This window comes from Paenibacillus sp. 1001270B_150601_E10, assembly GCF_015558675.1.
Lineage (GTDB): Bacteria > Bacillota > Bacilli > Paenibacillales > Paenibacillaceae > Paenibacillus_B.
The window spans coordinates 65,540-80,577 of sequence record NZ_JADMOL010000003.1; the positions used below are offsets into that span (position 1 = coordinate 65,540).

Here is a 15,038-nt window from a genome sequence, read left to right on the forward strand (position 1 = left end):
TACCCTCTATCGGCTTCTAGTGAAGCACCAAAGAGCGCTGAACAACGGGCGCCGTATGGACGCCCGTTGCTCGTTACTGCTTATACCATGAGCGTGACCGCTCAATCATGAACCAAGTGCTGCCGTCTGCGATTAGTTGTCGCTTCCGTGGCAGTTTTTATATTTCTTGCCGCTGCCGCAAGGACAAGGATCGTTGCGACCTACCGTCTCATCCTTTTTAACCGGACGCTTCACGCCTGGCTCGGCATTCGTTGACATCTTGTTCTCTTCAACGACGGCTTTACGCTCTACCTTCGCCTCAACATGAGATTTCATGATATACGTGGATACTTCTTCTTGAATGGAAGCAACCATCGCATTGAACATCTCATAGCCTTCGAATTGATACTCGCGAAGCGGATCAGTACCGCCGTAAGCGCGAAGGTGAATCCCTTGACGAAGATGATCCATCGCATCGATGTGATCCATCCACTTGGAGTCAACGGAACGAAGCACGATTACTTTCTCGAATTCACGGACTAACTCTTCACCCATGAGCTCTTCACGTGCAATGTATTTGTCCATAACTTTCTTGAACAAATATTCTTTAATCTCTTCACGCTCTTTACCCCAGAGATCATCCTTCGATACCGCGCCCTCATCCAAGAGCTGACGATTCACGTAATTGATAACTTCTTCATAATCCCATTCTTCAGGAATGTTTTCCTCATTACAATGCGCATCTACGATGCGATCGATGCAAGGCTGAATCATATCCATGACGATCTGGCGGATATTTTCGGATTCCAACACCTCACGGCGCTGGCGATAAATAATCTCACGCTGTTGGTTCATCACATCGTCATACTGCAAGACCACTTTACGTAGATCGAAGTTGTTGCCTTCAACACGCTTCTGCGCTGATTCTACTGCACGAGAAATCAGCTTGGATTCGATTGGCTGATCTTCTTCAAAGCCGAGCTTCTCCATCATGCCAAGCACGTTGTCCGCACCAAAGCGGCGCATTAATTCATCGTCAAGCGACAAATAGAATTGAGAGGATCCAGGGTCACCCTGACGTCCCGCACGACCGCGAAGCTGGTTATCGATACGACGGCTCTCGTGGCGTTCTGTACCGATGATGTGAAGACCGCCAACATCAGAAACGCCCTCACCCAAGATAATATCCGTACCACGACCGGCCATGTTTGTCGCGATCGTAACAGAGGACGGTTCGCCTGCGCGAGCGATGATCTCCGCTTCCTCCGCATGATACTTCGCATTCAATACTTTATGCTGAATGCCTTTGCGGCGAAGCATGTCAGATAGACGCTCTGAGTTCTCGATGGATACCGTACCTACGAGTACAGGCTGCTTTTTCTGATGACGCTCCACGATTTCTTTGACAACCGCATTAAACTTCGCGTTAACTGTCTTGTATACGACGTCTGGGCTGTCTACACGCTGGTTTGGTTTATTGGTAGGCACTTGAATAACCTCAAGGCCGTAAATGCTCTTGAATTCCTCTTCCTCTGTCTTCGCTGTACCTGTCATACCAGCGAGCTTGCGGTACATACGGAAGTAGTTCTGGAACGTGATTGTCGCCAAGGTCATGCTCTCGTTCTGCACGTCGAGCTCTTCCTTCGCTTCAATCGCTTGATGCAATCCATCGCTGTAACGGCGGCCTGCCATCATACGTCCTGTGAACTCATCGACAATGATCACTTCTCCATCATTGACAACATAATCGACGTCGCGGCGCATAATGATGTTCGCACGCAATGCTTGCTGCACATGATGGTTAAGCGTAACGTTGTTCACATCGAACAGGTTCTCTACGCCAAATGCTTTTTCGGCTTTTTCCACACCAGATTCGGAGAGGGATACCTGTTTCGTTTTCACATCAATCGTGTAATCTTCCTTCGACAATCGCTTAATAAAGCGGTCAGCTGCAAAGTACATTTCTGTAGACTTCGCGGCTTGACCCGAAATGATAAGCGGTGTACGCGCTTCGTCGATCAAGATGGAATCCACCTCATCGATAATCGCAAAGGACAGCGGACGCTGAACCATTTGTTCCTTATAAAGGACCATGTTGTCACGCAAATAGTCGAAACCGAACTCGTTGTTCGTTCCGTATGTGATGTCCGCAGCATAAGCCTCTTGCTTCAGATCGGGGTCCATTCCGTTCAAGTTAAGACCCACTGTCATGCCGAGGAAGTTATAGATCTGGCCCATCTCCGCGCTGTCACGGGATGCCAAGTAGTCATTCACGGTTACGACATGAACACCTTTGCCTGCGAGGGCATTGAGATATACAGGAAGTGTACCCACAAGGGTCTTACCTTCACCTGTTTTCATCTCCGCGATCTTGCCTTCGTGGAGAACCATACCCCCGATGAGCTGAACATCATAGTGGCGCTTGTTCAATACGCGTTTGGAAGCTTCGCGAACTGTTGCAAATACTTCCGGAAGCAATTGATCAAGTGTATCTCCTTTTTCCAAACGAGCACGGAATTCATCCGTCTTCGCCTTTAGCTGCTCATCTGTAAGCTTAACGAAATCAGGCTCTAAGCCGTTGATCAGCTCAACGGTCTTCATGTAGCGCTTGATCTCGCGTTCATTTGCATCACCAAATATCTTTTTAACTAGACCTAGCATAGTTAACCCCTTTCGTACAGCGCAATAACTTCGTACCTTTTATCTAAAGCCTCATCTTGCTTCTCCCAGTCATCAGATGAAGTGCTTGTCCGTGACTATGTTTTGAAATAAATTGTAACAGTTTCATGGGACAGTCGCAACCGCTGATATCACAGGCAGACTATCACCCAGTCTATACTTCGATCTATATTATACACCATATATACGCTAAAAGAGCCTATTCCGTTGTGGAAATAGGCTCTGTTCATTATATGGAATTGTATACAGTCTCTGCTAGGGGTTCAAGGCTATTCTTGTTCGATTAAGCCGTAGCGGCCGTCTTGGCGACGATATACGACGTTCACTTCGCGAGTCTCAGCGTCCTTGAATACGTAGAAATCATGTCCGAGCAAATCCATTTGGAGAATCGCTTCTTCTACGTCCATTGGCTTAAAGGTAAAGCGTTTCGTACGAACCAGTTCAAGCTCGTCTTCATCGATAGCAGCACCTGCAGGTACTGGCTCCTCTGCGAAGAACTTGCGGGAATCATCGTAACGGAACTTGCGATTGACCTTCGTCTTATGCTTGCGAATCTGACGTTCCAGCTTATCTACAACCGCATCCACCGATGCGTACATGTCTCTGCTGGCATCCTCTGCACGAAGGATCAGTCCTGGCAGTAGGATCGTAACCTCTACACGATGTCTATCCTTTGTTACACTTAACGTTACATTCACATCAGAGGTTGGGGGAGCTTCAAAATAGCGTTCAAGTCGATCCAGTTTCTTCTCCACGTGGTCGCGAAGAGCTTCTGTCACTTCAATATTTTGGCCTCGAATGCTGAATTTCATAGGGCACTCCTCCTTTGATTAATTCCATTATACCATAGCCACAAGATCGAATTCAAAGTCCCTTTATGTACGATATGTGTACTAGAGGAGTTGTATGTAGCATCTTGTGTGTACGTATCATTACCCTGAATATTTGCATTCAAACCATTTTAATAGGTAGAAATTTTTTCATGCCGCTGTATCGATAACTGAATCAATTCTTCTTCGAAATCAATAGAGAATAAATGCTGTTTGGTATGTAAAGTATGTGGCACTAGTCGTAATTCATTTAACGTAGAGAACCGATGTGTTTTCATCACATAATCAAACAATTGTAGAAAATCAGCACCTAGACCATGATTCGTTGAAGTAAATATTTGTCCATCAATACTATTATCATCAATAAGGATGTGCCGTGCTTTATTTATGCTTTTAATAAATGATGTCTTATCTTCTACGGGAACCATAGCATCGTTTGTTCCATTGAAGCTGATAATTGAACATTGATTCGAGAACTTCTTGTATAAGTTCGGTAGATATAATATTTCATTTTCAGGCGACGTTTCGTTTGATATTAAATAATGGAAACGAATAACTTTCCCATCGGCCAATGGAAGAATACGATCGGAAATCATGTATATAGGATAAAGGTATGAAGAGTTGTCAATCAATAACTTAAACAACTGTGGGGCAAACGCATTGCATAAGTAACTTAGATATGCTCCATGGGATTGTCCATAAAGAATAATCCTTCCATAATGAATAGGTAAATTCTTGTTTTTCATAATCTGAATAACAATCAATACAGCCGTAATGTTATCTAACGCCTGCATAAATGACATATCATTAAAATTATCCAACGATTCTTCATGGATCAGTTCTGTCTGCATAAACTCCTGTCCAAAGTAATGACATTGGACAACAATTAAGTTGTGCTTATCAGCAAAACGATCTCGCATCTTTTTGTACACATTAGAGTTCACGTTTCCACCGTAACCAGGAATTAATAACAAAATGCCCGTATCTTTTCCCACACCTTTAGAAGGGGTTGAAAAATGTATAGTAAACTCCCTTGCGTTATTGTTATAGATGTTGTGGTGACTCTGAATGGAGAATTCATAATGGTCTGCCATTACCCTGCCTCCTTAAAATAAAAATAAAAACCCCCAGCGAAAGCTGAGGGTTAGCTAATCGAAATCATATAAAATACGGCGATTGCCGGTATAATTACAATTTGATTACGTTAGCAGCTTGTGGTCCGCGAGCGCCTTCCACGATATCAAATTCTACAGCTTGGCCTTCTTCCAAAGTTTTGAATCCTTCGGATTGGATAGCGGAGAAGTGAACGAATACGTCGTTACCTTCTGCAGTTTCGATGAAGCCGTAACCTTTTTCTGCGTTGAACCATTTAACTTTACCTTGCATGTAAATACATCCCTTCATCTTCAAATCCGTGAGGTATGGCCCTCACAATTTCGACTATATCACCCGCTGGAAGCGGTGTCAATGTTAATATTGGAAAAAAAATATTTTTCGACAAAACCGCTCCTAGACAGACATTACTAGACATTTTTAGCTTTTTTGATAATTTAATTATAGTAATTTTTGCGTTTGAAATAGTGCCTGCAAATATTTATATATTATCCTCAGATACATTACTAGGAGCGCAAGAAATTCATCGATAAATATTATATTTATTTTGTATATCCTTTCACATCATGAGACGAATATTATCGTATATATCTTTATATCCCTGATCATCATTCAGAATTTTTTTATGAATGTACTCCATCCACTCAAAATCTTCTTCACTATCTATATCTAACACTAATGTATCTTTCATCTCAACTATTCCACATTTACCATCAAACAGATAGTTGTTACGTTCCAAAAAACCAGGAGAATAAGCATATATTGAGGCGTTCATATCAAAAGATTGTGGGGTTTGTTGTCTAGCCGTGTATCTTGATTGTTTTATAAGGCTGACTGCTCCCCTATCCTCCTCAACCATATTAAAATACGGACTTCTTCTCGATTTAACAACTGTAAAAATGACATCAAATTCCGGATGTTTTTTTTTTGCTTCAATTACATTCTTTATATCAATTACAGTCCGTATAGGAGATGTAATGTCCAAGTCCACTACCATATCATAGTTTAGAGCTGTCAACTCTCTAACTCGCAAATAGGTGTCCTTGATGACATTAAACTTTGAAACATGGTCACCAGCCAAAGACTCATCTCGTTCAACAGTTATAGATTCTTTTATTACTCCTGATAATTGAGCTAACTCATAACTGTCTGAGTTTACTGCCACATCAAAATGATCTGTACTATTCTTTTTCGATAATTGGATAGCTGAAAATGTATATAAGGCCAAGGGGTATCCATTCATGGTCCTAACAATTTTGTTTTTTACTCCTTTAGAACCTCTTCTGCCACATACCGTGAAGAGTATATTCATGTGTTAATCTCCCCTTTAGCAAGCTTCAACACATCAATCGCATTGTTTAGATCATTCCAATTGTCTTGACAATGTATCACTTGTTCTATGAAATACTTCATTTCTTCTATGTACATTTCATTAACGTCCCTTTTCATGTCCACAATCTGTCCGTACCTTTGTGAAGACAAAGTATCATTAAGCAAGTCACAAACGACAAGATCATCATTTGTTATAATCTCTATTTTTCTTTGTGAGAAAACCCCAAAGTAATCCAAGTGGACCTCGATAACTTTATCCTCGTATTCTAAAAGATAGAGTGCAAGATCGTTACTTTCAATAGAAAGGTCTGATGTTTTCAAAAGAAGATGCTTCTTTTGTTTTGGAAAGCCGAATAACCACGTTACATAATCAAGCTCGTGAATGCAATCCAACTCTACCCCTCCGCCAAGTTCTCGGGAAGCTGAGTAACTTTTTCTATAGTCTCCTTTACGCCAAGTCGGCAAATAAGAAGAACACATTATTCTAGCAGAATAAATTCTTTTGTCCTCTAAGTAAGTCTTTAAGTAACTCATGATTGGCTTGTATCTCAATGGTGCTGCAACATATACTTTACTAGGGTCTATCGAAGTATTAACTCGATAGTTGGGGTGATCGAATACCGGTTTCTCTATAAAGAAAAATTTCGATTTCTCATTCATTAGATTCAACGTTTCAAAATGGATAGCTGTTGGATTCGTTATAAAAGTAGCATCATAATGATCATTAATTTGATCGCATTCAAATATACATTTATCTAAACCCTCTATTTTTTCATCTGTAGCCTTTGTTCGGTAAGCATGAACTTCCAAATCAACACTATTTTCGCGATATAGCGTGATTAAATTTTGCAAGTGTCTTTTCCCAATCGAACCTAGCCCGAAAAAAATAACCTTCACACTATAGTTCTCCTTCTATTCGATCAATAATTTGCAGTATCTCCCTGTCCTTTTCAAACGAATATCTTGGGGAAATAGATTTGGTCATAATCATCTCCCAAAATTCTTTAATCTCCTCATAATATGCATCTTCAATAATGGATTTTGAGTATGCGTTATCTTTCATGTATCGTTCATATAAACATATAGGTTCCATCTGATTAATGTTGTCATTCCAAACTTCTAATCCTAAAGGCGACCCGTCCCAATGAATTTGAAGTTCCTCGCCTATAATTTGGAAATCTCTTCTTGCAACTCTTGAAACCACATCAATATTAACACTACCAACAATTCCATTTCTATGCCTTATTATTACGCTGTAGTAATCTGGATAATCGATATCCAGACTAGTCAACTCGCTCTTTTCAACATGAAAGCTCTCAATATCCCCGAAGACATCAACTAACCAAGGAAGTTCAATAGCAAATATCTCTCTACATCCATTGGTTCTTTTATTAGAGATGAAGAAATCCTGATATGATTCCCATGGATGCCAATCTTTAAGATACTGACCAACATGATATCTATAGGATATTTTCTTATTGCTCGCATCAACTAGTGATCCTATATATTGCACTTCCTTGCGGTATAGCATAGTAGAAGATAAGAATAGCACTTTTTCTTGCTCCTGTGCTATTTGCATCACTTCAGCATAGTAGTTATGCAGCAAATTAATCTCGGTAAATATATGTGAAGAATAAGTTAGTGCTTCTTTAATTATTTCTTCATGACTTAAAGGAGATGTACATACCATTACAGCATCAGCAATAGTATAATTGAACAATTCGGATAATGTACTATATGTACTGATTCCGAATAGACTGGCCACTTCAGATCTTCGATCTTCCCTTAGATCTATACCGAATATATTTATATTTGATAAGTATTGTTTTACTAGTCCTATCCTTCTCTTTCCCATAGAGCCTAGCCCTACAACCGCAATGTTCACAATCTTCTTCCCCTCATTTGCCTGAGATATAAGTAATTAAATAATGCCTGCTTCAACATCAACATTTGCTTTTTTAAAATCGTCCATCTTCCCTATATCAATCCAATACTCTCTTATTGGAAATACTGCGGTTTCTTCTTTACGAATAATAAGTTCATTAAATAGCTCTGGCATATCATAGTATTTGTCCTTGGGTATGTATTCCAGTGCATTTGGATGCAGAACGTATAGACCTCCATTAATAAAGAAACGCTGCTTAGGTTTCTCCTCAATAGATAGAAGCTTATGTTCGTTAACGGTAACAACTCCATAAGGTATTTGATACTCATGTTCTCTCACACACATTGTACCCATTGATTTATGCTGTATATGATACTCAAGCAGCTGTTCGAAGTTAACTTTTGTAAGTAAATCGCCATTCATAACGAAAAATGACTCGGTTAAGTTTTTCTCTTTTAAATAGCTTAAAGCGCCCGCTGTGCCTAGTCGTTGTGTTTCGTGTATATACTCTATCTCAGCGCCCCATTTTGAACCGTTTCCAAAGTATTCTTCGATCATTTCAGCGTGGTAATTTACAGAAATGAAAAATTTATAATATCCAAACTCAATAAAGTTCTCAATGATCATTTCTAATATGGGCTTCTCACCAAGCTTTAAAAGTGGTTTTGGGCAGTTTTCAGTTAACGGTCGTAATCTTGTCCCCAAACCACCTGCCATTAATACTACTGGATTCGTATATAATCGTTTCTCATAAAATTGATCTAGATGATCCACCCGAATAACTTGATTGTCTTCATTTAATATCGGGATCTGCTTCAATCGTTTCTTTTTCATTTTATTGAAAATACTCTCCCGATTATCTCCAATACGAGCCGTGACAGGATTCCGGTTCATAATATCCGTTACTGGGTTTTGCAGGGAGATCCCTTTTAATATTCCTCTTCTAATATCACCATCTGTTATGGTGCCTAGGAGATGGAAGGAAGAATCAACGACAATAGCAATTTGTAATCCCGTTGAGTCTATCCTCTCAATAACTTGAAGCACCGTTAATTCAGAACTGACCATAACCCTCTTCCAATCAGTCATTACTTCACCTCCCTAGCAGGAACCCCTATGACTTTTTTACAGGCTTGGACAGAATTCACAACAACTGCTCCTGCCCCAACAATAGACCCGTTCCCCACACTCAATTGCTGAATAATTGTTGCACCTGCTCCGATTAGACAGGATGATCCAATATGTACCGAACCACACAGGGTTACGCCTGGAGCAATATGAGAATGACTTTCTATAATACAATCATGGTCAACAATTGCTCCTGTGTTAATAATTACATTGTCCGATATCATTGTTCCCGCTTGTATGACAGCACCAGCCATCACTTGAACTCCTTTTCCGTAGGAGGCGCTGGGTGAAATCGTAGCACTTTTATGAACTACTGATCTAAACGTATAACCCTTATCGCTAAATTCCTTATATATTCGATCTCTAATAGACTCATTTGAGATTTTCCCTACTCCTAAAACAAGATCAATATCTTCTGGTAAGTATGAATATATAATCGTATCATCACCCAGATAGTTTAGATCTTTTAATTTAGACTCATGATGAAACGGATCAGTGTAACCTAATAGATAAATATTTTGCTGCATTAAAATGTCATAAAGCACCTTGGCATGTCCGCCACTTCCTAAAATGATAACCGGCTTACTCATCCCATCACCTTTTTTATACTGATCGTCGTCTTACAAAACTTCATCTTTGTTATAATTACGGTCGGCTGGCGTCCCCAACAAATCCCAATATAGCATTGGAGATTTACCTGTACCTGGCCTTTTTGTTGTTAAATTATCCAATGTCCAAACATCACCTTTTCGGACACTTTTGGAGGCAACAAGGCTTTTTCTAGCCACTTCGATATTTTTGTACTCCGATTTAGAAGGTACCTTAATACCGCTACCTAGGGCTTGCTCAACTTGACGGATAGATAACACAAGGTCTTTTAGCTCACAAGGAGTCAGCGATGCTTGATGATCTGGTCCAGGGAGATTTTTATCCAAAGTAAAATGTTTTTCAATAATGGTAGCCCCTAAGGCGATTGAAGCCACAGACACTGCAATTCCAGGAGTATGATCTGAGAGACCAGTAGCTAATTGAAAACAGTTTTTCAATGTCGAAATTGCTTTTAAATTCACTTCGTTGAACGGAGTAGGATATTCTGTCGTACAATGCAGCAAAGAAACTTTTTGTTTCAGGATATCCTGCCCTTCTTGCGATCTATAAAATTGTTTGATATTAGATTCTGAGGACGGAGGATCGAGGTGCATATATCCATATGCTAATATACCTAGCGCCTCTTCTATTTCACCTAAAGTGCTCATTCCAGTTGATAGAATAACAGGTACCCCAAATCGAGCTATCTCATACAAAAAGGGGGCATTTGTAAGATCCCCTGAGGAGATTTTTAATTTCTTCAATCCACAATCATTTACTAAGAAATTTAGACTTTTATGATCAAATGGGGTTGATAAAAATTCAATCCCTTCATAGGAACACAGTTCCATTAATTCATAATGAGCCTTTTCAGATAATTCCAGTTTTTTCAGCATGCTATATTGAGTATCATCACCGGATGTTTTTTTCTGATATTCTGCTTTTGAGGCTTGCTTTGTTACTAATTGATCGGCTTTAAATGTCTGAAATTTTATTGCATTTACACCAGCTTGAGCAGCATTGCACACAAGCTCCTTAGCCATGTCAATAGAACCGTTATGATTAACTCCCGCTTCGGCGATAATATATACTGATTTACTCATAAAGCTACACCTTTCCCAAATCATAAAATGTCTTCGTTGTTCCATGGCTTAGATCTAATGCTTTTAAAGAGTCTTTTATACGGCCCGACGCATTCCCGATACCATAGACAGACTCAACACAATTTAGCTTTTGCTGAAATTCTGGAGAGATAGCTATTCTTATTGCGTTGGTAATGGATTCCGTAGTCTCCTTGCAATCAATCACGGAGTCACTTCTCAATCTTCCTTTTTGCCGATCCCCGATATTTACCGTTGCAACCCGAATTGCAGGTGCTTCTATAATGCCACTGGACGAATTCCCTATAACAGCAGCGGCATTCTTCATAGCACTTAAATATCTCGACTGACCTAGAGATGTATGCAAGTATACCCGTTCTGTATTAGCGTCCTTATACTTCTCTAGCTGAGAAATTAGCGTTCTTCCTCCTGGGTCAGCATTTGGTTTTGTAATCAATACATTATAATCAGGAAACTCATCTAACGAGGATAACAATTCGCCCAAACACAAAACGGGATCTTTTACCCCCAAAGTCACTGGATGATAGGTTATAAGAAAGTAAGGCTTATCTAAAGGGAAATTGAGCTGCATAGACAATTCTTTTCTAGATAAAGTAGGAGTTTTAGAAATATGATCTAGTCCAGGCGCACCGTAATTAAATACTCGTTCTGGGTGTTCACCCAATTGGATGACACGATTCCTGTACTCTTCACAAGCAGTGTAATGAACATATGCCATTTTTGTAATGCTGTGTCGAATAGCCTCATCAATTGCACCTTCGGTTACTTCTCCTCCGTACAAGTGAGCAATAGGGATTTTAGCGAACATTGCTGCCTGAGCAGCAGCTAATGTCTCGAATCGATCACCTGTTAACACAACAATATCAGGTTCCAAATAATTAAACGCTTCTGCAAAACCAATTACACCTAATCCTACAGATTGGCTCATAGCTTTTGTTGTGTCACTTGAAAGCAACATATCTACTCTCCAATCTATCGCAAAACCATCTTTCTCAATAACTTTGTACGTATTACCAAACTCAGGCGACAAATGCATACCTGTTACAATCACTTGTAGTTTCAATTCCGGATCATCTTGAATTTCTCGGAGAAGCCAGTAGATCAATCCATAGTCTGCTCTAGTTCCAGTGACCACTGCTATCCTGCGCATATATCAATGACCTCCAGATAAGGAAGGACTGCTTGGAATATTTATAATTTGATATTGTAACTGCTCAGTTCGCATCAAAGGCATGCTCGGCATATCTTGATACATCGGAAGCAGATGAAGTGGCGTCCATACAGGTCTAGTCATTAAACCATTTGAATTCGTTAATTCTAGTACTTCATCCAGGAGCAGTTTATTAGGTTGATCTAAAATTATTGCATTTAACCAACAATTACTTCGCACTCCCGCTTTTTCTTCAAAAAGCTGCACACCTTCAACAGATTTAAACTCTTGTACATATTTTTTATACAAAACTCTCTTCTTCTTAACAAATGTATCAATCTGTTCTAACTGTGCACAGCCTAACGCCGCATTCAAATTAGGCATTCGATAGTTGTACCCAACCTCATCATGCATAAATGCCCACTTGTGTGGCAGTTTAGCCGTTGTTGTTAAATGCTTTGCTTTTCTTGCAATCTCAGTATTATTTGTAACAATGGCTCCTCCACCACCTGTGGTAGCAACCTTATTTCCATTAAAACTAATCGCTCCAAGCAAGCCCATTGATCCAGCATGTTGATTTTTATAGGTAGACCCTAATGACTCAGCGGCATCTTCAATACAGACTAGCCCGTAACGTTGGCATACTTCCAATAATGGGTCCATATCAACAGGATGCCCGAAGGTATGCATCGGAACAACTGCCCTTATTATCCTTCCCGTAATGCGATTTATGGTTTGTCCATCTTTATGATACGAAATATCATTCAAGTATTGCTCTAATAAGTTCGGATCAATGCCTAATGACTCTGTGCTAACCTCAATAAAATGGGGTACAGCCCCACAATAAGCTACAGCATTAGCAGTGGCAACAAAAGTAACAGAGGGAATAAGTACTTCCTCTTTAGATTTAACTCCAGCTAATAATAAACTGATATGCAATGCGGCAGTTCCATTTACTACTGCAACTGCATGCTTTACGCCTATATAATCAGCTAATTCACGTTCAAATCGATCCACATATGAACCTACTGATGAAACCCAGCCCTCATCTATGCATTCTTTTACGTAGACCCACTCATTTCCGGCAAACGTAGGCTCGTGAAGTGGTACAAAAGATTCATGATCACCGATAACACGTTCAATTGTTTTTAAAATCTGATTTGACGTAAGATTCAAAGTCGTCATCCCAATTCTATATATTATAAAGATCTGTCTTATATCGACTCAAATTATCTGGCTTAGTAAACCACTCAATGGTTTTCTCTAAACCTTTGCGCAGACCTTCTGTACCTGAATACAAAGGTTCCCATGCAAGCAAATTCTTAGCTTTCGAATGATCTGCCCATAACCTCTCCACTTCACTCTTTTCAGGTCTTTTCCTATCATCAGAAGATACAATACTCACTGACTTGTTCATTAGTTCAGCAATCATACTTACTGTATCTCCAATACTTATCTCGTAGTTACTCCCAATATTAATCTCTTCCCCAATTGAATTCGCTGATTCCAACATAGCAATAAAGCCCCGCACAGTATCTTCAATATAGTTGAAATCCCGAGTGGGATGAAGAGATCCTAATTGTATAGATTCTTTACCAGAAGCAATTTGTGTAATTACAGTTGGAATAATTGCTCTAGCTGATTGTCTTGGACCATAGGTGTTAAACGGACGAATAATACTTACTGGGGTTTCAAACGACCGATAAAATGAGAGTGCCATTTGATCTGCACCAATCTTCGAAGCCGAATATGGTGACTGACCTTGCAAAGGATGTTTCTCATCTATTGGTACATATCTTGCGGTACCATACACTTCACTTGTAGAAGTGTGCACTAATTTACTAACTCCAAGATCACGAGCTGCTTGAAGAACGTTCAATGTACCTTTTATATTCGTGTCTACATAAGTATCCGGTGAATGATATGAATATGGGATAGCAATCAATGCAGCTAAATGAAGTACACGGTCACAATCTTCCATTGCTTTTCTAACACCATAAGGATCTCGAATATCACCACTAAACACTTCAAAATGCCCTCTAATATCTGCGGCACATTGATCCAACCATCCCCAAGTATTAAAAGAATTATATAGTACGAAAGCTTTGACATCATGCCCTTGACGAACAAGTGCTTCAGTTAAATGAGAGCCAATAAAACCATCTGCACCTGTAACAAGTATTTTTTTCGCTTGAGACATTTTCGTTCTCCTATCAATCAATTTCCATTTGTGTTCAATAAATTTTTATACCATTCGTAAGCCCTATATGGGCTAATATCGTTTAATCCCGTTAGTATTCTACCAGTATCACTTATTTTATCGAAGTATTTATTAGTTCTATACTGTGGATAATGGTCTTTCATATATTTCCTTATTTCGAATGCCTTAATGAATGGCGGCTTCTTAAACCTAGTAAAAACTAGATGGAGTGAATTCACATAATACAAATTTATAAAACTAAATTCAATCGCATCTCTAAACTGATCATATAAATCTCTAGATCTGAATTCTTCAAGTTTCATTTCTTCTATAGTTAGTCGATCAAAGTGATGCATGCTCTCAGTTGAAACAACTGTAGAATTAGAGTTAAAGAAATAGTAATAGTAAGCTTCATTTAAATGATAGTAGTTTTTTGCATATAAAAATACCATTGGTACCCATAGATTGTCTTCATAAAACAAATGTTCAGGAAACCACAATTTATTATCAATGATCAGACTTTTCTTATAAATTTTGCTACATATTGCAGCTGAGGCGCCTTCGATTAATATTGTCTCTTTTTTCCTATAATCTAACTTTCCTGTTATAGAAGAAAGGTCCCTCCATAAAAATGGGAAATACTTATTTTCACTAATCGCTCGATAACAATTACAACTCACAATATCGGCATTGTTTTGTTTAGCAGTTAAATACAACTGTTCGTACATGTCCGAGGCTATCCAATCGTCGCTATCCACGAACCCAATATACTCACCAGTTGCAACCTTCATTCCTAAATTCCTTGCGCCACCTTGCTTAAGGTTTATTTCTGAATCAATAACAATCACATTATCAGGATATCTACGTTCATAATCCTTTAAGATATCGATACTACGGTCAGTTGATGCATCGTTAACAAGTATTATCTCGATATCAGTCAAAGATTGATTTAATATTGAATCTACACATCTTTTCAGATAATGCTCTGAGTTAAAAACAGGCACAACTATACTTATTTTTGGCATACGAATCA

14 protein-coding genes are annotated in these 15,038 nt (G+C 39.3%); all 14 read right to left on the reverse strand.

Annotation, left to right across the window (positions count from 1 at the left end; all coding sequences use genetic code 11):
* Positions 1 to 132: 132 nt before the first annotated feature.
* Positions 133 to 2,640, reverse strand: coding sequence for a preprotein translocase subunit SecA (gene secA, locus I2H74_RS09015; protein ID WP_195573577.1), 2,508 nt, complete (start codon positions 2,638 to 2,640; stop codon positions 133 to 135).
* Between the two features lie 287 nt (positions 2,641 to 2,927).
* Positions 2,928 to 3,470, reverse strand: coding sequence for a ribosome hibernation-promoting factor, HPF/YfiA family (gene hpf, locus I2H74_RS09020; RefSeq protein ID WP_195573579.1), 543 nt, complete (start codon positions 3,468 to 3,470; stop codon positions 2,928 to 2,930).
* A gap of 149 nt (positions 3,471 to 3,619) precedes the next feature.
* On the reverse strand, positions 3,620 to 4,582 hold the full coding sequence (locus I2H74_RS09025; protein WP_195573581.1) for a DUF2920 family protein: 963 nt from the start codon (positions 4,580 to 4,582) through the stop codon (positions 3,620 to 3,622).
* A gap of 94 nt (positions 4,583 to 4,676) precedes the next feature.
* Entirely contained in the window at positions 4,677 to 4,874 is a 198-nt protein-coding gene (locus I2H74_RS09030; RefSeq protein WP_085494984.1) for a cold shock domain-containing protein, read from the reverse strand.
* Positions 4,875 to 5,160: 286 nt separating this feature from the next.
* Positions 5,161 to 5,913 carry an acylneuraminate cytidylyltransferase family protein gene (locus I2H74_RS09035; RefSeq protein ID WP_195573583.1) on the reverse strand — a complete coding sequence of 251 codons (753 nt, stop codon included), beginning with the start codon at positions 5,911 to 5,913 and terminating at the stop codon, positions 5,161 to 5,163.
* Complete coding sequence (locus tag I2H74_RS25125) at positions 5,910 to 6,830, reverse strand: Gfo/Idh/MocA family oxidoreductase (RefSeq protein ID WP_324254035.1); 921 nt, start codon at positions 6,828 to 6,830, stop codon at positions 5,910 to 5,912. The genes I2H74_RS09035 and I2H74_RS25125 overlap by 4 nt, the downstream gene beginning before the upstream one ends.
* A gap of 1 nt (position 6,831) precedes the next feature.
* Positions 6,832 to 7,818: a Gfo/Idh/MocA family protein gene (locus tag I2H74_RS09045; protein ID WP_195573585.1), complete on the reverse strand. Its 987-nt coding sequence runs from the start codon at positions 7,816 to 7,818 to the stop codon at positions 6,832 to 6,834.
* A 36-nt stretch (positions 7,819 to 7,854) separates the two neighbouring features.
* Positions 7,855 to 8,907, reverse strand: coding sequence for a nucleotidyltransferase family protein (locus I2H74_RS09050; RefSeq protein ID WP_195573587.1), 1,053 nt, complete (start codon positions 8,905 to 8,907; stop codon positions 7,855 to 7,857).
* On the reverse strand, positions 8,907 to 9,536 hold the full coding sequence (locus tag I2H74_RS09055; protein ID WP_195573589.1) for an acetyltransferase: 630 nt from the start codon (positions 9,534 to 9,536) through the stop codon (positions 8,907 to 8,909). Before I2H74_RS09055 ends, I2H74_RS09050 begins: the two co-directional genes overlap by 1 nt.
* Positions 9,537 to 9,566: 30 nt before the next feature.
* Positions 9,567 to 10,637, reverse strand: a complete 1,071-nt coding sequence (gene neuB, locus I2H74_RS09060) for an N-acetylneuraminate synthase (protein ID WP_195573591.1) — start codon at positions 10,635 to 10,637, stop codon at positions 9,567 to 9,569.
* Positions 10,638 to 10,641: 4 nt separating this feature from the next.
* A complete protein-coding gene (gene neuC / locus I2H74_RS09065; RefSeq protein ID WP_195573593.1) occupies positions 10,642 to 11,805 on the reverse strand; it encodes a UDP-N-acetylglucosamine 2-epimerase in 1,164 nt (387 codons plus the stop codon).
* 3 nt (positions 11,806 to 11,808) lie between these two features.
* Entirely contained in the window at positions 11,809 to 12,981 is a 1,173-nt protein-coding gene (locus tag I2H74_RS09070) for a LegC family aminotransferase (RefSeq protein ID WP_420707433.1), read from the reverse strand.
* Between the two features lie 16 nt (positions 12,982 to 12,997).
* Entirely contained in the window at positions 12,998 to 14,005 is a 1,008-nt protein-coding gene (locus I2H74_RS09075) for an NAD-dependent 4,6-dehydratase LegB (RefSeq protein ID WP_195573597.1), read from the reverse strand.
* Positions 14,006 to 14,022: 17 nt separating this feature from the next.
* The gene (locus I2H74_RS09080) at positions 14,023 to 15,030 is read right to left on the reverse strand and encodes a glycosyltransferase (protein ID WP_195573600.1); all 1,008 of its coding nucleotides are present in this window, start codon (positions 15,028 to 15,030) and stop codon (positions 14,023 to 14,025) included.
* Positions 15,031 to 15,038 lie beyond the last annotated feature (8 nt).

Coding starts and splice junctions, on each gene's coding strand:
- I2H74_RS09025 (WP_195573581.1), bottom strand. CDS start 4,582: ATGGCAGACCATTATGAATTCTCCATTCAGAGTCACCACAACATCTAT.
- I2H74_RS09050 (WP_195573587.1), bottom strand. CDS start 8,907: ATGACTGATTGGAAGAGGGTTATGGTCAGTTCTGAATTAACGGTGCTT.
- neuC (WP_195573593.1), bottom strand. CDS start 11,805: ATGCGCAGGATAGCAGTGGTCACTGGAACTAGAGCAGACTATGGATTG.
- I2H74_RS09075 (WP_195573597.1), bottom strand. CDS start 14,005: ATGTCTCAAGCGAAAAAAATACTTGTTACAGGTGCAGATGGTTTTATT.
- I2H74_RS09080 (WP_195573600.1), bottom strand. CDS start 15,030: ATGCCAAAAATAAGTATAGTTGTGCCTGTTTTTAACTCAGAGCATTAT.
- I2H74_RS09035 (WP_195573583.1), bottom strand. CDS start 5,913: ATGAATATACTCTTCACGGTATGTGGCAGAAGAGGTTCTAAAGGAGTA.
- neuB (WP_195573591.1), bottom strand. CDS start 10,637: ATGAGTAAATCAGTATATATTATCGCCGAAGCGGGAGTTAATCATAAC.
- hpf (WP_195573579.1), bottom strand. CDS start 3,470: ATGAAATTCAGCATTCGAGGCCAAAATATTGAAGTGACAGAAGCTCTT.
- I2H74_RS09030 (WP_085494984.1), bottom strand. CDS start 4,874: ATGCAAGGTAAAGTTAAATGGTTCAACGCAGAAAAAGGTTACGGCTTC.
- I2H74_RS09055 (WP_195573589.1), bottom strand. CDS start 9,536: ATGAGTAAGCCGGTTATCATTTTAGGAAGTGGCGGACATGCCAAGGTG.
- secA (WP_195573577.1), bottom strand. CDS start 2,640: ATGCTAGGTCTAGTTAAAAAGATATTTGGTGATGCAAATGAACGCGAG.